General features: G+C 65.3%; 22 protein-coding genes. 7 read left to right on the top strand and 15 right to left on the bottom strand.

What is annotated here, in order from left to right; all coding sequences use genetic code 11:
- Window positions 1-16: 16 nt before the first annotated feature.
- The 7 genes from NLR35_RS20440 to sfnG all read right to left on the bottom strand — a co-directional run bounded on the left by NLR35_RS20440 (window position 17) and on the right by sfnG (window position 7,560).
- Window positions 17-1,213 carry an acyl-CoA dehydrogenase family protein gene (locus NLR35_RS20440; RefSeq protein WP_257168323.1) on the bottom strand — a complete coding sequence of 399 codons (1,197 nt, stop codon included), beginning with the start codon at window positions 1,211-1,213 and terminating at the stop codon, window positions 17-19.
- A gap of 23 nt (window positions 1,214-1,236) precedes the next feature.
- A complete protein-coding gene (locus tag NLR35_RS20435) occupies window positions 1,237-2,013 on the bottom strand; it encodes an ABC transporter ATP-binding protein (RefSeq protein WP_257168322.1) in 777 nt (258 codons plus the stop codon).
- Window positions 2,014-2,220: 207 nt separating this feature from the next.
- On the bottom strand, window positions 2,221-3,552 hold the full coding sequence (locus tag NLR35_RS20430; protein ID WP_257168321.1) for an ABC transporter substrate-binding protein: 1,332 nt from the start codon (window positions 3,550-3,552) through the stop codon (window positions 2,221-2,223).
- A 27-nt stretch (window positions 3,553-3,579) separates the two neighbouring features.
- Complete coding sequence (locus tag NLR35_RS20425; RefSeq protein WP_257168320.1) at window positions 3,580-4,635, bottom strand: branched-chain amino acid ABC transporter permease; 1,056 nt, start codon at window positions 4,633-4,635, stop codon at window positions 3,580-3,582.
- Window positions 4,635-5,525, bottom strand: coding sequence for a branched-chain amino acid ABC transporter permease (locus tag NLR35_RS20420; protein ID WP_257168319.1), 891 nt, complete (start codon window positions 5,523-5,525; stop codon window positions 4,635-4,637). The genes NLR35_RS20425 and NLR35_RS20420 overlap by 1 nt, the downstream gene beginning before the upstream one ends.
- A complete protein-coding gene (locus NLR35_RS20415; protein WP_257168318.1) occupies window positions 5,525-6,442 on the bottom strand; it encodes an ABC transporter ATP-binding protein in 918 nt (305 codons plus the stop codon). Before NLR35_RS20415 ends, NLR35_RS20420 begins: the two co-directional genes overlap by 1 nt.
- 11 nt (window positions 6,443-6,453) lie before the next feature.
- Entirely contained in the window at window positions 6,454-7,560 is a 1,107-nt protein-coding gene (gene sfnG, locus NLR35_RS20410; RefSeq protein WP_257168317.1) for a dimethylsulfone monooxygenase SfnG, read from the bottom strand.
- 375 nt (window positions 7,561-7,935) lie between these two features.
- On the opposite strand from sfnG, the gene NLR35_RS20405 reads away from it, so the two are divergent.
- Window positions 7,936-8,559 (top strand): hypothetical protein, encoded by a 624-nt coding sequence (locus NLR35_RS20405; protein WP_257168316.1) that lies wholly within the window; start codon window positions 7,936-7,938, stop codon window positions 8,557-8,559.
- Window positions 8,560-9,019: 460 nt separating this feature from the next.
- Here the strand turns inward: NLR35_RS20405 and NLR35_RS20400 are convergent, their stop codons facing one another.
- Window positions 9,020-9,277 (bottom strand): hypothetical protein, encoded by a 258-nt coding sequence (locus NLR35_RS20400; RefSeq protein WP_257168448.1) that lies wholly within the window; start codon window positions 9,275-9,277, stop codon window positions 9,020-9,022.
- 63 nt (window positions 9,278-9,340) lie between these two features.
- A complete protein-coding gene (locus NLR35_RS20395) occupies window positions 9,341-10,375 on the bottom strand; it encodes a DUF2778 domain-containing protein (RefSeq protein ID WP_257168315.1) in 1,035 nt (344 codons plus the stop codon).
- 224 nt (window positions 10,376-10,599) lie between these two features.
- On the opposite strand from NLR35_RS20395, the gene NLR35_RS20390 reads away from it, so the two are divergent.
- The 4 genes from NLR35_RS20390 (at window position 10,600) to NLR35_RS20375 (ending at window position 14,625) form a co-directional block, all read left to right on the top strand.
- Entirely contained in the window at window positions 10,600-11,034 is a 435-nt protein-coding gene (locus tag NLR35_RS20390; RefSeq protein ID WP_257168314.1) for a DUF1810 domain-containing protein, read from the top strand.
- 152 nt (window positions 11,035-11,186) lie between these two features.
- Window positions 11,187-11,432: a hypothetical protein gene (locus tag NLR35_RS20385; RefSeq protein WP_257168313.1), complete on the top strand. Its 246-nt coding sequence runs from the start codon at window positions 11,187-11,189 to the stop codon at window positions 11,430-11,432.
- 189 nt (window positions 11,433-11,621) lie between these two features.
- Complete coding sequence (locus tag NLR35_RS20380) at window positions 11,622-13,718, top strand: PAS domain-containing protein (protein WP_257168312.1); 2,097 nt, start codon at window positions 11,622-11,624, stop codon at window positions 13,716-13,718.
- A gap of 19 nt (window positions 13,719-13,737) precedes the next feature.
- Window positions 13,738-14,625: a dienelactone hydrolase family protein gene (locus NLR35_RS20375; RefSeq protein WP_257168311.1), complete on the top strand. Its 888-nt coding sequence runs from the start codon at window positions 13,738-13,740 to the stop codon at window positions 14,623-14,625.
- Between the two features lie 12 nt (window positions 14,626-14,637).
- Here NLR35_RS20375 and NLR35_RS20370 read toward each other — a convergent pair whose 3' ends face one another.
- From NLR35_RS20370 to NLR35_RS20360, 3 genes are all read right to left on the bottom strand, one after another.
- Window positions 14,638-16,260, bottom strand: coding sequence for an ABC-F family ATP-binding cassette domain-containing protein (locus NLR35_RS20370; protein ID WP_257168310.1), 1,623 nt, complete (start codon window positions 16,258-16,260; stop codon window positions 14,638-14,640).
- A 126-nt stretch (window positions 16,261-16,386) separates the two neighbouring features.
- Window positions 16,387-16,839, bottom strand: a complete 453-nt coding sequence (locus NLR35_RS20365; RefSeq protein ID WP_257168309.1) for a hypothetical protein — start codon at window positions 16,837-16,839, stop codon at window positions 16,387-16,389.
- Window positions 16,840-17,043: 204 nt separating this feature from the next.
- Window positions 17,044-18,078: a glutamine synthetase beta-grasp domain-containing protein gene (locus NLR35_RS20360; RefSeq protein WP_257168308.1), complete on the bottom strand. Its 1,035-nt coding sequence runs from the start codon at window positions 18,076-18,078 to the stop codon at window positions 17,044-17,046.
- Window positions 18,079-18,624: 546 nt separating this feature from the next.
- On the opposite strand from NLR35_RS20360, the gene NLR35_RS20355 reads away from it, so the two are divergent.
- Complete coding sequence (locus tag NLR35_RS20355; protein WP_257168307.1) at window positions 18,625-18,819, top strand: DUF2735 domain-containing protein; 195 nt, start codon at window positions 18,625-18,627, stop codon at window positions 18,817-18,819.
- 163 nt (window positions 18,820-18,982) lie between these two features.
- Window positions 18,983-19,738, top strand: a complete 756-nt coding sequence (locus tag NLR35_RS20350; protein ID WP_257168447.1) for a tyrosine-protein phosphatase — start codon at window positions 18,983-18,985, stop codon at window positions 19,736-19,738.
- 13 nt (window positions 19,739-19,751) lie between these two features.
- On the opposite strand, the gene NLR35_RS20345 is transcribed toward NLR35_RS20350, so the two are convergent.
- The 3 genes from NLR35_RS20345 to NLR35_RS20335 all read right to left on the bottom strand — a co-directional run bounded on the left by NLR35_RS20345 (window position 19,752) and on the right by NLR35_RS20335 (window position 21,552).
- Window positions 19,752-20,447, bottom strand: coding sequence for a hypothetical protein (locus tag NLR35_RS20345; protein ID WP_257168306.1), 696 nt, complete (start codon window positions 20,445-20,447; stop codon window positions 19,752-19,754).
- Window positions 20,448-20,543: 96 nt separating this feature from the next.
- Complete coding sequence (locus NLR35_RS20340; protein WP_006613492.1) at window positions 20,544-20,762, bottom strand: hypothetical protein; 219 nt, start codon at window positions 20,760-20,762, stop codon at window positions 20,544-20,546.
- 91 nt (window positions 20,763-20,853) lie between these two features.
- Entirely contained in the window at window positions 20,854-21,552 is a 699-nt protein-coding gene (locus NLR35_RS20335; RefSeq protein WP_257168305.1) for an SGNH/GDSL hydrolase family protein, read from the bottom strand.
- Window positions 21,553-21,648: the final 96 nt, after the last annotated feature.

The following is a 21,648-nucleotide window of genomic DNA, read 5'->3' as shown; positions in this document are numbered from 1 at the left end:
GCAGCATCGCGAGGCGCTATTCCCCGCCTTCGTAGAACAGCTCGAGCGGCAACCCGACCTGGGCCTTGCCGATCCATTCCCGCGCGATGATGTTCGACGGCCCCATCGCGATCGCCGCCCGGGCGTCGCGAAAGGCGCGCTCGATCGGGCCGCGGTGATAGCCATAGCCGCCGGTCACCGTCAGCGCCGTCGACGCCACCTTGTTGGCGACCTCAGCGGCATGCACCTTGAACTCGGTCAGCGGAATCAGGATCTCGCTCTGCGGCCTGCCCGCGCGCCAGAGCTCGTCGAGCTTGTGCGCCAGCTCGATTCGCCACGGACGCAGGCTCTCGACCAGCACCTTGGCGGCGCCGAGCTCTTGCCGGATCGCCTGGTAGTCCGACAGGCTCTTGTTGCGGTCCTTGTGGACGAAGCCGGTGGTATGCGCGACCGCCGCATTGAGCACGCCGCGCGCCAGCCCTTCCCAGACCGCGCCGAGCCCGATCAGGTAGACCGGCGAGACGCCGTCATAGATGATCTCCTTGCCCTGCCCCTCGGCGCCGAGCCGGTCGCGCCTGGGCACATGCACGTTCTTGTAGCTGATGCCTCCGGAATGGTTGGCGCGCACGCCGAGCGCCTCCCAAGGCTTGGACTCGATGCCCGCGGCCTTGCCGTCGACGATGAAGAAGATGATGTCGGCCTGATCCTTGGCGCCGGGCGTGCGGGTCTGCGCGACATAGAAGTCGGCCTGTCCCGAGCTGGTCGTGAACGACTTGTCGGCGTTGAGCCGGTAGTCCTCGCCGTCGCGCGAGGCCTCCGACAGATTGTACCACCAGTGCCCGCCGGTGGCGCGCTCGCTGGTCGAATAGGTCCCGAGCAGCCGCCCCTGGTCGGCCTTCAGCCAGCGCTCCTTCTGGTCGTCGGTACCGAACAGATTGATGGTCTGCGCCGCGCCGACATGCATGACATAGACGAGGCCTGTCGAGGCATCGGCCTGCCCGATGCGGTAGGCGGCCTCGGCGAAGTCGACATGGCCGAGCCCGAGCCCGCCGAAGCTGATGTCATTGAGCACGCCGGTCCAGCCGGCGTCGGCGAGCGCGAGCAGGTTCTCGCGCGGAAAGCGCCCCTCGCGGTCGTTGCGGTCGGCGTTGGCCTTGATCACGTCAGCCACGACGGCGTCGAGCTGCGGGTATGGACTGTCCTCGATCTTGCGTGCGGCAGTGCTGGTCGCCATGAACGGTCTCCTCTTCTGATAAATCAGGCCACGGCCTGGGTCGTCGACGCCGGCGCGGTCGCGCCGCCGAGATAGAGATGCTTGATGTCCGGCCGCTGCCGGAGCTCACGCGCGGGACCGGCAAGCACGCTGCGGCCGCCCTCCAGCACGATGGCGTGGTCGGCGAAGCGCAGCGCGACGGTGGAGTTCTGCTCGGCCACCAGGATCGACAGCCCCTCCTCCGCATTGAGCCGCTTCAGCGCGCGGAAGATGCCCTCGACCACGAGCGGCGCCAGCCCCATCGACGGCTCGTCGAGCACCAGCAGCCGCGGCCGCGACATCAGCGCGCGGCCGATCGCCGTCATCTGCTGCTCGCCGCCGGAGATCAGCCCCGCGACCGAACGGCGGTGACGCGTGAGCTGCGGGAACAGCGCATAGACGCGCGCGAGGTCGGCAGAAATCTCGCCGCGCCGCGCGTCGCGGCCGATCGCGCCGGTGATGAGGTTTTCCTCGACACTCAGCGACGCGAAGCAGTGCCGCCCCTCGAGCACCGGCACAAGGCCGGCCCGCACCAACTGCGCCGGCGAAGACGCGGCCACATCGCGTCCGGCGTAAGCGATGCACCCTCCGGTGATCTGGCCGCGCCGGGCCGACAGCAGCGCCGACACCGCCTGCAACGTGGTCGACTTGCCGGCGCCATTGGCGCCGAGCACGGCAACGATCTCGCCGGAGTGCACGACAAAGGACACGTCGCTGACGGCGCGGATCGCCCGGTCATAGGTCACCGCCAGATGCGAGACCGAGAGCAGCACGTCACTCACAATGAAAGCTCCTAAACTGCGCACAGCGCCCGCCGAGATTTGCTCCGCGGCCGTCCTTCGAGACGCACGCCTTCGGCGTGCTCCTCAGGACGAGGTCCGAGTTCTTGGACAGATCTGAACCCTCATGGTGAGGAGGCGCGCAGCGCCGTCTCGAACCATGAGGCCCCGATCAGCGAGCGGGAAACTCACTCCCGCGCGCGTCTGACCTTACTGCCCGACCGGATCGTCACCCGACGTGCGGATCTTGATCCCGCGCTCCTGCGCATAGGCGGCCGACGACTTCTCGATGATCGGCCGCAGCGCCGCCCAGTCAGGCGAGATCCAGTCGGAGACGACCTTCCACTTGGCGCCGTCCCATTGCTGGAAGGTCACGCGGCCATTGCCCTCGTGATTGTCCCAGGTGACGTTGATGGAGTGGAACAGGCCCTTGGCGCCGAGCGCCTCGACCCGGGCCGGATCGAGCTGGAGGTGCTCGAAACCCCAGCGCACCTCGTCGCCGGTCAGGGTCCGCTTGCCGAACTTCTCCTGCGCGATCCTGACCGCCTCGACATTGAGGATGCCGTTCACGATGCCGAGATTGTGGTAGACGCTGCCGATGCGCTTCTTGTCGTCGAGATTGCCCTTGCCGGCGCCATAGACGGTCTTGATGACCTCCTGCAGCACCGGATATTCGGCGCCCGAGGCCTGGGTGGTGATCGCGACATAGCCCTTGGCGGAATCGCCCGCCGGGATCACGTCTTCCTCGGAGTTGGACCAGACGTTGCCGATGATGTGATCGACCGGGAAGCCGGTCTTCTGCGCTGTCTTCAACGCCACCGGGTTCATCACGCCCCAGCCGCGCAGCACGACATAGTCGGCCTTGGCGCGACGGATCGACAGCCATTGCGACTGCTGCTCGTTGCCGGGATGCGGCACCTCGATCTGCTCGAGCTCGAAGCCGTATTTGTCCGCGAGCAGCTTGTAGATCGGGATCGTCTCCTTGCCGTAGGGAGAGCCGTGATAGAGCACGACGATCTTCTTGCCCTTCAGCTTGTCCGACCCGCCCTCGCGCGTGGCGATGTAGTTCACGATGCCCGAGGTCTCGCTGTAGGGATTGAGCAGCAGCGGAAACACGTAAGGAAAGACGCGGCCATCGGTGGAGTCGGTACGGCCGTGGTTGATGGTGATCAGCGGCACCTTGTCCTTGCCGATGCGGTCGATCATCGCATACGCAATGCCCACCGAGAGCGGATTCCAGGCCGCGACACCCGGCCGGCTCTTCAGCCGCTCATACACCTCGACGCCGCGTTCGACCTCGTACTGCGTCTCGCCCTCGTCCCAGGTCAGCTTGACGCCATTGATGCCGCCGTCGCGGGTGTTGATGAGGTTGAGATAGTCGATGAAGCCGCCGAAGAAGCCGGTGCCGCCGGCCGCATAGGGCCCGACGCGGTAGCTCTGCAGCGGGAAGAACTGCTCGTCGGCCTTTGCAGGCAGACTCGTGACCAGCCCAAAGGCGAGCGCCGCCCCTAAAGCCAGCTTTGCTTGTCTGAACGTCGTCATCATGAATCTCCTTCTGGTATGACCGTTTCAGGACTGGGATGAACGGATGCGGCGCGCGGCAGCGGCGGCGCGGTCGATCAGCGCGACCAAGCCGCGCGGCTCGGCGATCAGGACGGCGATGATCAGCGCGCCGATGACGATGCGCTGGCTCATTTCGAGCACGCCGGAATCGAACACGCTGCCGAGCACGGCGGCGCCGAGCCGCGACAACAACAGTGGAAACACCACGATGAAGGCCGCGCCGATGAAGGCGCCGCGCAGCGAGGCGAGTCCACCGATGATGATGATGAACAGGATCTGGAACGAGCGATCGAGGTTGAAGCCGGCCGGCTCGACGGTCCGCAGATACGCGAACGCCCAGAGCACGCCGGCGACGCCGATCAGGAACGACGAGACCCCGAACGCCAGCAGCTTGGTGCGGAGCAACGGCACGCCGATCACCTTGGCCGCGACCTCGTGGTCGCGCACCGCGATGAAGTTGCGCCCGGTCTGCGAGGCCAGCAGCCGCGCCGTCAGCGCGGTGGCGATCGCGACGATCGACAGCGAGAACACATAGCGTCCGGTCGCGCTCGTGAAGGTCAGGTGGCCGATGCGGATGACGGGCGCGTCGATCACGCCGGAGGCATTGTCGTTGGAGAACCAGCCAAATTTGGTCAGCGCCCACTGCACGAAGAACTGCGCTGCGAGCGTCGACACCGCGAGATAGAAGCCGCGCAGCCGCAGGCTCGGCAGGCCGAACACGATGCCGACGGCGGCGGCGATGCCACCGGCCAGCACGATGTCGGCCAGCAGCGGCAGCCACGGCAATCTCAGATTGAGATTATAGGCCGCATAAGCGCCGACCGCGAGGAAGGCCGCCGAGCCCAGCGACACCTGGCCGGCATAGCCGGTCAGCACGTTGAGCCCGACAGCGGCCAGCGCCAGCGCCAGAAACGGCGTCAGCACCGCGTCCATCAGGTAGTCCGAGCCGATCAGCGGCACGAGGCCATAGCCGAGCAGGAGCAGCAGGACGATGCCGAGCGCATTGGCGGTGAGCAGCGATGACCGCGCCGGTGTGGGAAAGGCCTGTGAGATCGTGGTCATCACACCCGCTCCACCAGCTTCTGGCCGAACAGGCCGGAGGGCCGCACCAGGAGCAGCGCCAGCGCCACGACATAGGCCGCCCACGCCTCGATGCCGCCGCCGAAGAACGGCCCGACATAGACCTCCGCCAGCTTCTCGATCGCGCCGATCAGCAAGCCGCCGACGATCGCGCCGGTGATGGAATCGAAGCCGCCGAGCACCAGAACCGGCAGCGCCTTGAGCACCACGAGCGACAGCGAGAACTGCACGCCGAGCCGCGCGCCCCACAGCAGGCCCGCGACCAGCGCGACGATGCCCGCCGCCGTCCACACCGCCGCCCAGACGCGCGGCAGCCGCAGGCCGACCGCTAGCGCGGCGAACTGATCATCGGCCACGGCGCGGAACGCGAGGCCCGTTCGGGTGTATCGGAAGAACAGCGTGAACAGCGCCACCAGGCTGCCGGCGACAGCGGCGGCGAACAGGTCGAAGCGGCTGATGAAGACGCCGGAGATGTCGAACGGAATGTCGCTGACGCCGATCTCGAGCCCGTGGACCTGGGTGCCCCACAACAGCTGCGCGGCGCCCTCGATCACGTAGGAGAGCCCCAGCGTCGCCATGAACAGCGTGATCGGCGGCTGGTTGACCAGCGGCCGCAGCACGGCGCGCTCGATGGTGATGCCGAGCGCCACCATGATGGCGAGCGTGGCGACGAGCGCCAGGGCGAACGGCGTGCCGCGCTCGACCAGGCTGACGAAGGTCAGCGCCGCGAACAGGAGCATCGCGCCTTGCGCGAAATTGAGCACGCCGGAGGTCTTGTAGATCAGCACGAAACCGATCGCGACCAGCGAGTACATCACGCCGGACAGCAGGCCGCCGGCCAGCACCTCGATGAGAAACTGATAGTCGAACATCAGATCGCGAGCTCCGTTTCGTCCTCATGGGCGACACCGAGATAGGCGTCGATGACCGCCTGGTTGGTCCTGATCTCGGCCGGCGGCCCGTCGGCGATCTTGCGGCCGTAGTCGAGCACGGCGATGTGGTCGGAGAGCTCCATGACGATGCCGATGTCGTGCTCGATCAGCACGATGGTGGTGCCGTAGCGGTCGCGCGCGCCGCGCACATGCTGTGCCAGCTCCTGCTTCTCGCTCAGGGTGACGCCTGCGAACGGCTCGTCGAGCAGCAGCAGGCGCGGACGCGCGACCAGCGCGCGTGCCAATTCGACACGCTTCTGCAGGCCGTAGGGCAACGTGCCGGCGATGCGGTCGCGCACGTCGGTCAGATGCAGGAAGCCGATCACCTCCTCAGCCGCGGCGCGGTTCTCGGCCTCGATGCGCCTCGCCGACGGCGAACCGATGAGCTGGCGAATGAAGCCGGCGCGGACGCGATGCGCCAGCCCCATCAGCACATTGTCGAAGACGGAGAGCCCCTTGAACAGAGCGAGGTTCTGGAAGGTGCGGGCGACGCCATGGCCGGCGAGCTGCGCCGTCGGCACCTGCCGGAAGGCTTGAGCGCCGAGCCAGATCTCGCCGCGCTCGGGACGATAGAGCCCGCTGATCACGTTGAGCAGCGAGCTCTTGCCGGCCCCGTTCGGGCCGATGACGGCTCGGATCTCGCCCTCCGCGACGTCGAGGTCGACATCGCGGAGCGCGGCGAGACCGCCGAACGACAGCGAGATGTTGGCGAGCCTGAGCACCGCCTGTGGGCCGCCCGCATCGGAGCGCGCCGGCGCCGCCGGCGGCTCCTCGGCAAGCACCTGACGCGCGGTGCCCGGAGCCCATGTCTCCAAAGCCAGCACGTCCAGCGAGGTGGTCAGCCCGCTCAACAGCATCTTACCCCGCCCTACTCGGCCGCCTGCAGGCCTGCCTTGGCATTTGCCTTGGCCTCGAGCTCGCGCACCAGCGGGATCACATGCTTGCCGAAATAGGCGACCTCCTCCTGGAAGTGCAGGAAGCCGAGCAGCACCAGATCGACGCCGACCTCCTTCAGCGCAACGATGCGCTCGGCGATCTGCTGGGGCGTGCCGATCAGGTTGGTCTTGAAGCCGTCATTGTACTGGACGAGATCCTCGAAGGTCGACTTCGCCCAATTGCCCTCGCGCTCCGGCGACGCCTTGCCGGCATTGGCCACCTCATGCGCGAAGGCATGGACGGCTTCCGGATTGGCGTGATCGATGATGTCCTTGAGGACGGCCTGTGCCTCGGCCTCGGTATCGCGCGCGATCGCGAACGCGTTGACGCCGATCTTGACGTGGTGGTTATTGGCCTTCGCCTTGGCCCTGATGTCGTCGACCTGCGCCTTGATGCCCTCGACCGAGTTGCCGTTGGTGAAGTACCAGTCGGACACGCGCGAAGCCATGTCACGCGCCGCGCGCGAGCTGCCGCCCTGGAAGATTTCCGGCTGCGGGTCGATCGGCTTCGGCTTCAGCGTGTAGTTGGTGAAGCGGTAGAAGTCGCCACGAAGATTGAAATTGTCCTCGGTCCAGATGCCCCTGAGCGCGCGGATGAACTCCTCCGAGCGACGGTAGCGCTCGTCATGGTCGAGCCACGGCTCGCCGATCGCCGCGAACTCGCCGCGGAACCAGCCGCTCACGATGTTCACCGCGACGCGACCTTCGGTGAGATGATTGATGGTCGCGATCTGCTTGGCGACGACAGCGGGATGCCATGGCCCGGGCAGGATCGCCGCGATCACCTTCAGCGTGGTGGTGGCCTCGAGCAGCGCGTGGCTGAACGAGACGGACTCATGCTGATACTCGGCGCCATAGCCGGCGGTGAAGCGGATCTGGCTGAGCGCATAGTCGAAGCCGCTCGCCTCGGCGATCTGCGCCAGCTTCTTGTTGTAGCCGATGTCCCAGCTGGTGCGCTGCTCGATGTTGGAGATCACCAGTCCGCCCGAGACGTTGGGCACCCAATAGGCAAACTTGATGGACGCATCCTTGGTCGTCATGTGTTCCCTCGCTTGTCCTGATCGTCATGAATGCCCACCCTGCCTCGATGAGGACAGCAACAGGCAGCCGCGCTGCCGATGCGGCAGCACGTGTTGGTTCGCGTCGTGATGTCGTGTGATGGGCAGGCCGCTCCCGCCGGCGCCGCAGTGTCCCGGACGCAGCGGCTACGATGTCAGTCTATCAACAGAACCGGACGCAGACGGTGCACAACAGGCCTGCATTCACGCGAAGCACCGCATCGCCGGAGTGACTGCCGTTGTTGCCGATCATGCAAATCCCCTCTGTCGATCACCGTCGACCAACGCATGAAGTGTCGCAGAGAAGCGATGTGCCAGCGAGTCCAAGACCGTCTCTTTTTGACGGTGGAGGTAAAAATGCCTTCCGTAGTTTTGCGCGACGCGGATCATTTTTGCTTTCGATCGAACGGCAGTTCCGTCAGCCAGAACGTCGGCATGATCGACGAACTAATAGAAATGATTTTGAACGACACCGCTGCCGCGGCCGAGCGGACGCGCTCAGCAAAGAGAAGAACGATGCTGCCCGTCGGGCAAATCAGCGCAAAACCTGCCAGGCTCGACGAACGTCCGGAGGTTGAACGGCCTGAAACGAGCGTGCGCGCAGAAGCGATTTTCTCTCGGCCGATCAAGCTGATTTGGCCTGTCCAGTCCGGCCGGCGAAAATTTTCCGCTTTTCCTAATCCGGATTCGATGCTCTTGTCGTCTCATCTCCCGCTCGCAGGAGGGGCGGTTCGCGGTCGTCACGGACGTGGAGCGGGAGGAGCGGTGAACGCGATGGCAGCGCAGCGCATCTTGCGCCGACGAACGCCGTCATCGCGTACGGTCAAGTCGCGTGGTCCTGGCATCCCGAAGCTGATGCCCCCACGGTGGCGCGCTGAAAAGCGCGTCATCGTGCACGGTGACCAGAACGCCCGGCGCACCGGGGAGCGCGCGAAGCAGCCGTTAAGATCGCCGCGCGGGGAATGCCGGATGTTCGGCTGAACCTGTGGTGACTGCCGCCTGCTTTTTTTCTGCAGGCGGGCCATGGGTTGCGGCCAGCAGCCCGGCATTCCCCGCGCCCTCTGTTATCTGGAGGGCAAGACGGATGGATCACTCGGGCGCTACGCGCCGCGAGAGCGCGAGGGCGTGCGTCACATCGCACGAGGTCTGCGGGAGATGAGGTCACGGGTGGCACAGCGCTTCCACAGACTCTCCGTCATGTCGGGAGGCGAGATAGCGCCCTACCCACCACTGCCATGCCCCGTCCCCCGGGTCTCGCCTTCGGCGAGTCGGAGGACAGGCTCCGGCGGGGCATCCAGTACACCGCGGCCCCTCGGACGATCACGGCTGCCTCGGCGTACTGGATCGCCCGGTCAAGCCGGGCGATGACACCGAAGGTGAAGCGAGTGGACGTTCAACACGAGCCGCGGACCTACATTGCGGGTGCCTCAGACCAAGTCTCTCACAGCAGCTTCGCACTCACGAACAGCGTGCGTACAGCATTCGTCGCCTGCACCGTCATGATGGCGTTGTCGGCCGCGTCTTGCAGCGCCGACATCGCGGCGTCGTGCAGCGACTTGAACTCCATCCATTCGACGGCGTTGAGGCTGGTGAGGAACTGATGCGCCTGTCCGACCGTCGAAATCACGACCGGCTTGCCGTTCACCTTGATGTTGAACGTCGTACGCAGACGCGTTTCCGAATGTGCGGGATCAATCATGGAGACCTTCCGGAAGATGCGACTGGCATCGCCGAGGTCGCGCACGGGCCGAGCGGGAAAACGTCACTCGGTCTTTTGCGCGGTCCGCGTCGGGGTGCCTGCCTCGAGCCCGATGACGACGACGAGTCGGTTGAACTCGCCGTCATCATACGCCTTCAGGAAGCGATCGTAATTCTTGATCGAGACGCAGCCGTTCGAATCACCCTCGGGGCCGAGCATATAAGGGTGGGTCAGCAAGCCGCTGCGGCCGAGGGTCGTGCCCTCGACCACGTTCATGCGCAGGGCGCGGACGCCGTGAAACGGCTTTTCCCGCGGCTTCAGGTCATAGGTGGCCGGCGGAGTAGCCCCGACCATGCGCTGATTGACGTGCTCGGGGTCGTCGCGCAGGTTGCCCATGCCGGAATGCGCCTCGAGCCCGATGCCCGAGGGCAGATAGACCATCTTGGCCTTGATGTCGTAGACGGCGGTCCGGTCATAGCCGAGCGCCGCGAGGTCGACGCCGGAGCGGACGATGCCGGCGTCGGGCCCGAGCGAGGCGAACTTGGTCGGGCTCGGCAGCAGATCCGACAGCTTCTGCAGGATGGAGCGGTCATCGACGCGGCCCACCGCCTCGGTGGCGCTGGCCGAAACCAGGCTGGTCGGCAGGTTCGCGAGCGACGGACGCGGGCGCGGCAGCGGCACGCCGGGGGCAGGCATCGCGACGGTGTTGCCCTCCGTCAGCATCGGCCGCCAGTCGCTGTTGTTGAGGTCACGCGCGGCCGGATCGCGGGATTCCATTCCCTTCACCAGCGCGGCCCGCGCATCGAGCAGCTGACGATCGATGCCGCGCAGGGCAAAACGGTCGAGCGCGCGGATTGCGTCCTTCTCGGAATAGGCCGAGGCCGACGCGGACGCCGGCGCGAAGCGCGTTTCGAAAGTGATGGGCGGTGCGGCGGGAAGCGCGGCCGTCGCAACAGGGGCCGGTTCGCTGCTGGCGTCGACCCAAGCGGCGGCGCCCGCCGCGATCGCCAATGCGGCGAGCACAACGGCGATCGCTTCGGAGCGCCCGAAGCGGCTTTGCGACAACAGAACGTCTACGCTTGCTTCACTGGAAGCCATCACGTCCCCGATATACCCCCCTTTTCGAACACCCGCAGAAGGTGTCGACCCCAAGGGGTACGATTCGACCCGTCATGACATAGGATGGCAAGAGTGCGGCATAATCTAGACAAACGCCAGCCCGGATTGCTCCGGTCAAGCCGTCGAGCCGGGCGGCAAACGCGCGTGGCCCGCCACGGACAATCTATCGATTACACAGATAGCTCAATGGGTTGGAGACGAAGATGAATGCCAATTCTGGCGACCTCAGCCGGTTTATCGACGCACAGAATTCGATTTATTCCCGCGTGACCGCCGAACTTGCGGCCGGACAGAAGCAAAGCCACTGGATGTGGTTCGTCTTTCCCCAGGTTGCGGGGCTGGGCAGCTCAGCCATGGCGCAGCGCTACGCCATCGGCTCGCGCGCCGAAGCCGAGGCTTATCTCGCTCACCCGGTGCTGGGGCCACGCCTCGTCGAATGCACCCGCCTCGTGCTCGCGGTGACGGGCAAATCGCTTCGGCAGATCCTGGGCTCGCCTGACGACGTCAAGTTCCGCTCCTGCACGACGCTGTTCGATTCCGTCAATCCGAACGCGGACTTCGCCGCAGCGCTGGATCGATATTGCGACGGCGACCGCGATCCGGCGACGCTGGCCTTTCTGCAACGCGGGAGCGTGTAGCCCTGCCCCGTCATACGAGCGTCATCGGTAGCATGCTGATGAGCAGACCCCTATCGCGCCGGATTTCGGGTGATAGCCGAAACAGCAAACTTGATCGCGCCAAGATTTGCGGCTCCCATCCGCGGCATTGATTGTCCCAAGGAGACACGCTCATGAAGAAGTTTTTCCTGATTGCCGCGCTCGCGACCTTCGCCGCCGGCTCCGCCTTCGCCGAGGACAGCTGCGAGACCAAGGCTGTCGGCAAGGACGGCAAGGCGCTGTCCGGTGCCGCCAAGACCTCGTTCATGAAGAAGTGCATGGCCGAGACTTGCGAGGTGAAGGCCGTCGGCTCCGACGGCAAGAAGCTCGCCGGCGCCGCCAAGACCTCCTTCATGAAGAAGTGCGAGGCCGGCGGCTGAGCCACTCGTTCGGCACCGACGCCCCGCCGCCAAGCCGGCGGGGCGTTTGACAACCATTCCGCAAGTTCCATCGGAGGGAGCGTACCGCAGGCTTCATTGACATGGTATGTTGTCAGCCGAACTCCACATCGAGCTGCTCATGCCTTGTCACAACATCCTGACGTCGAAGCCCAACGAGGCCTGTGCAGCGTGAGTTCCGTGGAGGCCGACGCGCTCAGCCAGCGCCTGCTGGAGCTTGAATCCGAGAATGCCCGCCTCAAGGCGCTGTTCGCAGCCGACGCCGGCAAGCGCGCCGAAGCCGAGACGGCGCTCGCCGAAAGCGAGGAGCGCTACCGCACGCTGTTCAACTCGATCGATGAAGGCTTCTGCATCATCGAGTTCTTCGACGGCCCGCACGGCCCCTTGAGCGACTATGTCCATGTCGAGGCCAACCCGGCCTATGCGCTGCATGCCGGCATCCCTAACGTGGTTGGGCAGAAGGTCCGCGAGATGGTGCCCGCCGAGGCCGACGGCTGGGTCGAGCTCTATGGCGGCGTGCTGCGGACCGGCGAGCCGATCCGCTTCGAGCGCGAGCTGGTCGCCACCGGCCGCTATCTCGAGCTGGCGGCATTCCGGGTCGAGCCGGCGACGCGTCGCCAGGTCGCGGTGCTGTTCCAGGACATCACTGCGCGCAAGCGCGCCGAGGTCGCGCTGCAGGAGATCAACGATACCCTGGAAGCTCGCGTCGTCGCCGCGCTGGCCGAGCGCAAGCTGCTCGCCGACATCGTCGAGGGCACCAACGCCTTCGTGCAGGTGGTCGACACGCGGTTCCGCCTGATCGCCATCAACGGTGCCGCCGTGCAGGAGTTCGGCCGTATCTTCGGCGTACACCCCAAGGTCGGCGACGACCTGCTGGAGCTGTTCCGCGATCTTCCGGAGCACCAGTCGGCCGTTCGCGCCGTGTGGGCGCGCGCGCTTCAAGGCGAGGAGTTCGTCGAGGTCGGCGAGTTCGGCGTGGCCGGTCGCGACCGCCGCTTCTATGAGTTGCGATTCTCCGTGCTGCGCGACGCCGGCGGCGAGCAGATCGGCGCCTATCAGTTCGCTTATGACGTCACCGACCGGCTGCGCCAGCAGGAGCGGCTGCGCGAGGCCGAGGAAGCGCTGCGCCAGTCGCAGAAGATGGAGGCCGTGGGCCAGCTCACCGGCGGCATCGCGCACGATTTCAACAATCTGCTGACCGGCATCATGGGCTCGCTGGAGATGCTGCAGACCCGCATGCGCCAGGGCCGCTTCGCCGAGGTCGACCGCTACGTCGCGGCCGCCCAGGGCGCCTCGAAGCGCGCCGCCGCGCTGACCCACCGCCTGCTCGCCTTCTCGCGCCGCCAGACGCTCGATCCCAAGCCGACCGACGTCAACCGTCTCGTGATGGGCATGGAGGAGCTGGTGCGCCGCACGGTCGGCCCGCAGATCCATCTGGAGGTGGTGACCGCCGGCGGCCTGTGGCCGGCGCTGATCGACTCCTCGCAGCTCGAAAGCGCCCTACTCAACCTCTGCATCAATGCGCGGGATGCGATGCCCGAAGGCGGCCGCATCACGATCGAGACGGCGAACAAATGGCTGGACGACCGCGCCGCGCGCGAGCGCGACCTGTCGCCAGGCCAGTACATTTCGCTGTGCGTCACCGATACCGGCACGGGCATGACGCCTGATGTCATCGAGCACGCCTTCGATCCGTTCTTCACGACCAAGCCGATCGGCCAGGGCACTGGCCTCGGCCTGTCGATGGTCTATGGTTTTGCGCGGCAGTCCGGCGGGCAGGTGCGGATCTATTCCGAACTCGGCCAGGGCACCACGATGTGTCTTTACTTCCCGCGCCATTATGTCGGCGAAGCCGAGGCCGCCGATCCCGCCCAAGCCAGCGCTGCGACGTCAGTGCGGACCGGCCAGACCATCCTCGTCGTCGACGACGAGCCGACCGTGCGCATGCTGGTGATCGAGGTGCTCGACGAGCGCGGCTATGCGGTCATCGAAGCGAAGGACGGCCCGAGCGGCCTCGCGGCCCTGCAGTCCAATGCGCGCATTGATCTCCTGATCACCGATGTCGGCCTGCCCGGCGGCATGAACGGCCGTCAGCTCGCGGATGCTGCGCGGGCGACGCGCACCGACCTCAAGGTGCTTTTCATCACCGGCTATGCCGAGAACGCGATCCTCAACAGCGGCCAGCTCGCGCCGGGGATGCAGGTGCTGACCAAACCGTTCGACGTCGAAGCGCTTGCCGGCCGGGTCAGGGAGATGATCGAGAGTTGAGCATGGACAGAGGTCACCGATGATCGCGCTCCGGCGGCATGCGGCTGTTGCAGGACTGAGCCTGCTGGGCCTGCTGATATCGCGACCGGTATTCGCCGCGCCGCCGGAGACGGTCTACTTTGCAGGCGGCGACGGCACGGAGCTGACGGCGTATCTGTTCAAGCCGACCGGCAAGGGCCCCTTCCCCGCGATCGTCATGCTGCACGGACGCGGCGGTCCTTACTCGTCGAACGTCAACGCGGATTGCACGCTTGTTTCACGCACGGCACCGGCTTCGCCCTGCAACGCCGGCTCGCTGTCGAAGCGGCACATGATGTGGGGCAGCTACTGGGCGGAGCGTGGGTACGTCGCGTTGCTGCCCGACAGTTTCGGCTCTCGCGGCAAGGCGCACGGCTTCGGCCGTCAGACCCACGACGATCCCGACCGCGACGACGTCAATGAACGCACCGTGCGGCCGCTCGACGCCGAGGGCGCGCTGGTCTATCTGCGCCAGCGCAGCGACATCACGCCGAGCCGCATCCTGCTGCAGGGCTGGTCGAACGGCGGCAGCACGACACTGAACGTGCTGTTTCGCCAGGGCATGCAGTCAGGACGCTTTCGCGGCGCGCTGGTGTTCTATTCCGGCTGCGGCGACAGATCGCTGCTCGGCCCGACGCTCCAGTCGCGCGTTCCCATCCAGCTGTTCCTCGCTGCCGACGATGAAGAGGTGTCACCAGCGCTCTGCAGCGCGATGGCCGATCGGTCGCTGCAAGCCGGCACGGCGGTTGATGTCACGGTCTATCCCGGCGCAACCCACGGCTTCGACGAACCGGCCGCCAGCCGGCAGTCGATCGCCGGCAATGGCCCGGCGATGGACGACACGCTCCGGCGTGCCGCTCCGCTTGCGTTCGAATGGCTGAAACAATGACGGGACGAACGATCAGCTGCGCAGGCCCGGCGCCTCGTGGCCGCTGCGGGCAACGTATTCGGTATAGCCGCCGCCATATTGATGCAGCCCGTCGGACGTCAGCTCCAGCACGCGGTTGGACAGCGCGGCGAGGAAGTGGCGATCATGCGAGACGAACAGCATGGTGCCCTCGAAATTCGAGAGCGCTGCGATCAGCATCTCCTTGGTCGCCATGTCCAGATGGTTGGTCGGCTCGTCCAGCACCAGGAAGTTCGGCGGATCATAGAGCATCTTGGCCATCACCAGCCGGGCCTTCTCGCCGCCCGACAGCACCCGGCAGCGCTTCTCGACATCGTCACCGGAGAAGCCGAAGCAGCCGGCGAGCGCGCGCAGCGAGCCTTGGCCGGCCTGCGGGAACGAATGCTCGAGCGACTCGAACACGGTGTCTTCGCCGTCCAAGAGGTCCATCGCATGCTGTGCGAAGTAGCCCATCTTGACGCTGCCGCCGATCGCCACCGAGCCGTCATCCGGCTCGGCCGTGCCCGCGATGAGCTTCAACAAGGTCGACTTGCCGGCACCGTTGACGCCCATCACGCACCAGCGTTCGCGGCGCCGGATCGTGAAATCCAAGCCGTCATAGATACGGCGGCTGCCATAGCTCTTAGACACCTTCTTCAGCGCCACCACATCCTCGCCCGAGCGCGGCGCCGGCAGGAAGTCGAACGCCACGGTCTGGCGGCGCTTGGGCGGCTCGACGCGCTCGATCTTGTCGAGCTTCTTGACCCGGCTCTGCACCTGCGCCGCATGCGACGCGCGCGCCTTGAAGCGCTCGATGAACTTGATCTCCTTGGCGAGCATCGCCTGCTGACGCTCATACTGCGCCTGCTGCTGCTTCTCGTTCAGCGCCCGCTGCTGCTCGTAGAAATCATAGTCGCCGGAATAGGTCGTGAGCTGGCCGGCGTCGATCTCGATGACCTTGTTGATGATGCGGTTGATGAACTCCCGGTCGTGCGAGGTCATCAAGAGCGCGCCTTCGTAACCTTTCAGGAAGTGCTCCAGCCAGATCAGGCTTTCGAGGTCGAGATGGTTCGACGGCTCGTCGAGCAGCATCACGTCGGGACGCATCAAGAGGATGCGGGCCAGCGCGACGCGCATCTTCCAGCCGCCGGAGAGCAGGCCGACGTCCTTGTCCATCATCTCCTCGGAGAAGCCGAGGCCGGCCAATGCCTCGCGGGCGCGGCTGTCGAGCGCATAGCCGTCGAGCTCCTCGAACCGCGCCAGCACCTCGCCGTAGCGCGCGATGATGTCGTCCATCTCGTCGGCGCGATCCGGATCGGCCATCGCGGCCTCGAGCTCCTTGAGCTCGGCGGCGACCGACGACACCGGCCCTGCCCCATCCATGACCTCGGCGACGGCGCTGCGGCCCGACATCTCGCCGACGTCCTGGTTGAAATAGCCGATCGAGACACCGCGATCGGTCGACACCTGGCCCTCATCCGGCTGGTCGCGGCCGGAGATCATGCGGAACAGGGTCGACTTGCCGGCGCCGTTCGGGCCGACCAGCCCGATCTTCTCGCCGCGCTGGAGGGCCGCGGAGGCTTCGATGAACAGGATCTGGTGGCCGACTTGCTTGCTGATGTTGTCGAGGCGGATCATGAGGGCTCAGACGGTGGACGGGTTGCCGCCGCTCTTAGTCGATGCGCGCCCCCGGTGGAAGGCGCAATTTTGCACCGCAACTCGCGCCCCCAACGAGCCCCGTCAGCGGCCTTGTCAGCGGCCTTTTTAGCGGCCCTGGGGCCGGAAATCCTGGTTGCCGAACGGCTTTTCGGTCGGGATTCGGATGGCGACGTAACCGCGCTCCATGGTGGCGTGGCACGCATTGCAGCCCGAGGTCAGCTCGGTCACGGCGGAGGCGAAGCGCTTGCCGTCCTTGGCCGTGATCGCGTCGGAGATCGATTGGATCGGCTGGCTCAAGGTGGTCACGTTGTCCACCGGCAGCCCCGAATAGAAGCCGGCGGCATCGGCGAGGCTCTGCTTGAGCTGCGCCAGCTCATAGGCGGCGAGGTCCCAGTTCTTGGCCTGTCCGGCGAACCACAGCTTGGCGTGCCTGACCTGCACCAGGTTCATGATGTCGCCGAGCCGCGGCAGATATTGGTCCGCATTGGACGGTGCCACGGCCAGCGCGATCGCCGTGCCGGCGAGCGCGACGCCAACCACCCATTTCCGATAGCTCATTCGACACTCCGCTTCCCAGATTCGCGTCTCCGCCGTCCAGGAGACACATACCGCCGCCGTCGCGGGCCAGACTTGCGATTGATCAAGACGGATCGGCGGAGCTCGCTGTCGGCGATTTGCCGCCACCAACGAATGATCCGCCGGAGCGGCTGCTCCGGCGGATCATCATGTCAGCCCCTGCCCCGGGGTATGATGTTCGGCGTCTTAGGCCGCGGCTTTCGCGCCGGTCGGAACCATCGCGATCGTCTTCAGGACCTGAGACGCGATCTGGTAGGGGTCGCCCTGCGAGTTCGGACGGCGGTCTTCCAGATAGCCCTTATAGGCGTTGTTCACGAACGAATGCGGCACGCGGATCGAGGCGCCACGGTCGGCCACACCCCAGCTGAAGGTGTCGATCGAGGCGGTCTCGTGCTTGCCGGTCAGGCGCATGTGGTTGTCCGGGCCGTACACAGCGATGTGGTCGGCGCGGGCTTCCTTGAAGGCGTCCATCAGCTTCTCGAAGTACTCCTTGCCGCCGACTTCGCGCATGTGCTTGGTCGAGAAGTTGCAGTGCATGCCCGAGCCGTTCCAGTCGGTGTCGCCGAGCGGCTTGCAGTGGAACTCGATGTCGATGCCGTACTTCTCGGTCAGACGCAGCATCAGGTAGCGGGCCATCCACATCTGGTCGGCGGCCGTACGCGAGCCCTTGCCGAACACCTGGAATTCCCACTGGCCCTTCGCCACCTCGGCGTTGATGCCTTCGTGGTTGATGCCGGCCGCGAGGCAGAGGTCGAGATGCTCCTCGACGATCTTGCGGGCGACGTCGCCGACGTTCTTGAAGCCGACGCCGGTGTAGTACGGGCCCTGCGGAGCCGGATAGCCGTACTCGGGGAAGCCGAGCGGACGGCCGTCCTTGTAGAAGAAGTACTCCTGCTCGAAGCCGAACCACGCGTCCGGATCGTCCAGGATGGTCGCGCGGGCGTTCGACGGATGCGGGGTCTTGCCGTCCGGCATCATGACTTCGCACATCACCAGCACGCCGTTGGTACGGCCAGCGTCGGGATACACGGCGACCGGCTTCAGCACGCAGTCGGAGCTATGGCCTTCGGCCTGCATCGTCGACGAGCCGTCGAAGCCCCAAAGAGGCAGCTGTTCCAGGGTCGGGAAAGAGGAAAATTCCTTGATCTGTGTCTTGCCGCGCAAATTCGGCACCGGCTTGTAGCCGTCGAGCCAGATGTACTCGAGCTTGTATTTCGTCATTGAGCCTCTCTGTCTTATCGAAAGGTGGGAGCCCAGCAATCGAAGGCTCCCCGCGCTTACCCGGCCACGATCGGCCAGCGCACTCTTAAGCACGGAACGTGCCAAACTCCGCGACGTCCCGCCGCATCCTCCCTGGGTGACCGAGGCACCGTCCGACCCGGCCGGCACACCCACGAGGTGCGACAAAGCCGCGCGGCCGGGATTGCACGGAGCGCATGGCAGCGGCAGCACGATGTCAGAATCTAGCTTGATTCCTTGGCATTTGCGGCAACGCGGAAAATCACCCGAACAAGGCCGCAGCAGTTCCCGGACATTTTCGAAAAGATGGAGCACGGGTTCTCGCAACCTTTGGTCCGGCCCAAGCGTTAGTCAGCTGCCCGTTGCTTCGCAGGAGGCAAAACCACGAATGCCTTCCAAATGCGCAACATGTGATTTCATTTTGATCATGTTGCATTCCCAGGGGCAGCCGCCGATATCGGAAGTGGTAACCACACGAGAACGAGTCGGGCGCACCATCGCATTGCCCGATGGGAAGGAGACTAGGGAATGGAGACCAATGTGACCGAGGGATCCGCGAGGATCTATCAATTTCCGCGTGGAGGGCGAGCCGGCCTTGTCCCCCGCTCGGCCGGAGTTGCGGCGTCCCTGCCGACGGCGCCTTCGATCCAGCCGACGATCTACAGCGGCAGCTGGTATCACGACGAGGCGATTCAGGAAGCCAAGCCGGCGTGGGACCGCTGATGTCGACAAGTCCCGTAACGCATGTTTTGCGCATCTGCTGAAGGGTCGGACCGACGAGGTTCCGGCCCTTTTTCTTTCTTCCGACGCTTCAGAGCGATGCCTGGACCGTCGGTTGACGCTTCGCAGGTTTCACAGCGGCGCTCGGTTGACGTACAGTGCGCTTATGTCCGCTGCAGAGTCTCCGTCTCCTCCCCGTCATCTCGGCCTTCAAGGCGCCAGCAACTTCAGGGATCTCGGCGGATATGAAAGCCGCGACGGACGCCATGTCCGCTGGCGGCAGATCTTCCGTTCCAACCATCTCGGTCAGCTGACGGAAACAGATGCGGCCGCGGTGCGCCGGCTCGGTATTCGCAGCGCATTCGATTTCCGCGGCCGGCAGGAACGAGCCGCCGGCCTGTGTGCGATCGCCGAAATCGCCGTTCACACGCTGCCGATCGAGCCGAGCGTCGTCCCTGTCCTGCGGGAACGCTGGTCGGCGGGACGACTGACGAGGGACGATGCGCTCGAGCTGATGCGAGACTCCTATCGCAACTACATCCGTCACTACACGCCACGCTTTCGCACTCTGTTCGAACACCTTCTCGCGGACCATGCTCCGCTGGTGATTCACTGCACGGCCGGGAAAGACCGGACGGGTGTGGCTTGCGCGCTGGTCCTGTCCGCTCTCGATGTGCCGGACGAGATCATCCTCGACGACTATCTGCTCACCAATCAGTATTTCCGCCGGGATACAGCGGCTCATCCCGAGCTGCCCGATGAGGTGATCGAGGCGATCGGCACGGTGCAGGCGTCGTTTCTGGCTGCGGCTCTCGACACGATCCGCCAGGACTATGGTGACGTCGGCAGCTATCTCCGCCGTGGCCTGGGCATCGATCAGGCCGAACGCAAGGCGTTGCAGGAGCGCTATCTCACGAGCTGACCGTCGGCGCCGGTCAGTTGGGCAGCTTGGCCGGCTGAACGGAGATCACCCGCGCCGCAGCCGCCGATTTCACAGTCTTGATCATGAGCTCGACGTGGAAGCCGAGCGCCGGCTGCTCGCTCTTCGGGATGAACAAAATCGCTGTAAAGGTCAGGCGGCCATCAGCTTCGAGCTTCACGGGCAGATCCTCGCGCACGCGAAACACGCGTCCCTTCTCCACCTTCTTCGCAGCTTTCGCCCGCACGGTCTGCTCGACGAGATCATGCAGATCGAGGCTGACCAGGCCGGCATCGCCGACGGAGTAGAAGCGGAACGCGTCGGTGTCCCATCGACTGTTCGCGACCTCGACCACGGCACGACTGTCGGGCGACCAGGCGGCGATCAGGTCATAGCGGTTGGCGCGCATCTCGCCGCTCGCCCAATAGCTGCCCCCGAGCCGGCCGAGCACCGCGCCATCCGAAAGTTTGACAAGGACATCCTCGACATCACCGGGCGGCTCGGCCTGCCCGCTCGGCAACCCCTCGGACGTCCGCCAACCGAAGGCGAGCTTTCGCGACGGTGAGATCGTATCGGGAAAGACGCGGACGGCGGCCTTGCCTTCACCGCAGATGAAACTCTGATGCTGGTCAGGTGCGCAATCCGCCTTGGCCGAAACGGAGCTCACGCTCAGGGCGACGGCAATGATCGCGACGGTACGAATCCGGTCCATGCGGATCATGCTAGCGGCGGCGCGCCCGCAGTGCACGCCGAGATATCATCGTTGTCGACCACTCCACGCAGGGGGGAGCGAAGTCTTGATGTTGGATCAGGCCGCTTCGATGTCAGCGCTTTCGGCTGCCTCGAGCGCATCGAGATCGGCGATGACCTCTTCGAATGCGGAAATCGCCTGCTGCACGGCTGCGATCTGCATCAACTCCCAGCCGCTCACCGGACCCGACCGGTTCTGCAAGGCGACCACGAGATCCCGCCGCTGCTCTTTCAGCTGCACCAGCGGCAAACCATGGTCCTGCAGATGTCTCATCATGACAAAGCTCCAACGCCCATCAACCGGCATTGGACGAAGCTACCCTGCGACGCTGGCGATCTGCTTACGAAACTCGGGCAAATTTTATCGATCAGGTGACGGGGGCCGGGCTCGTCATGATGGCGTGCGCAAGAACCTCGCTGACATTGGCGGTCGCGCATTCGCTCATATGGAGATGATCGTCATGACCGTCATCCAGGGCGGACAATGGCAGACCGGCGTCACACCAGCCCTTCATCAGGTCCCAGCGCCTGAAAAGGTTGACGCCAGCGGCGGTCGTGACCTGCTCGATCCGCCGCTGCATGTCCACCGCGAAGGCCAGCCGTTCTGGCTTTTCGACGATCGCGGCGGTGTACTGCAGGTCCATGACGATGACGTCCATCCGCTGCGTCCCGGTCAGCCAACCGAGGCCGACGCGCAACGCCGCCTCCACCTCATCGGGACTATAGATGCCTGCCCGATAGGCTGCATTGGTGCCGACCTGCCAGATGACGAGTGCCGGCTGTTCCGCCAGCACGTCGGATTCGAAGCGCGACAGCTCCTCTGCCGCTTCCTGTCCGCCGATGCCGCGGTTGAGGACATCGATCACGCAGCCAAAGTTGGCCTTGCGCAGCCGCTGCTCGATCCGCGCAGGAAACGCCACGATATTGTTGGTGCCCGCCGTGGAGGATGAGCCGAGCGCCACGACCCGGGTCTTGCGCTGCGCGCTCAGACTCTGCCGGAAATGCCTGAGCGGATGAGGAAACGCGGTGAAAACGACTGGAAAGCCGCAAGAGTTTGTCGCGGTCATGGTCACCTCTGACGAACCACGCTTTCTGATTGCAATTGCATGCCGCGGCCGCGCAGCCATTGCAACTGGTTCGCTTGGCAATAGTATAAAAGAACG

The organism is Bradyrhizobium sp. SRS-191, assembly GCF_024586915.1.
Taxonomy (GTDB): Bacteria; Pseudomonadota; Alphaproteobacteria; order Rhizobiales; family Xanthobacteraceae; genus Bradyrhizobium.
Note: the sequence above shows the minus strand (reverse complement) of the source record. Positions and strands in the feature narration are given on the sequence as shown.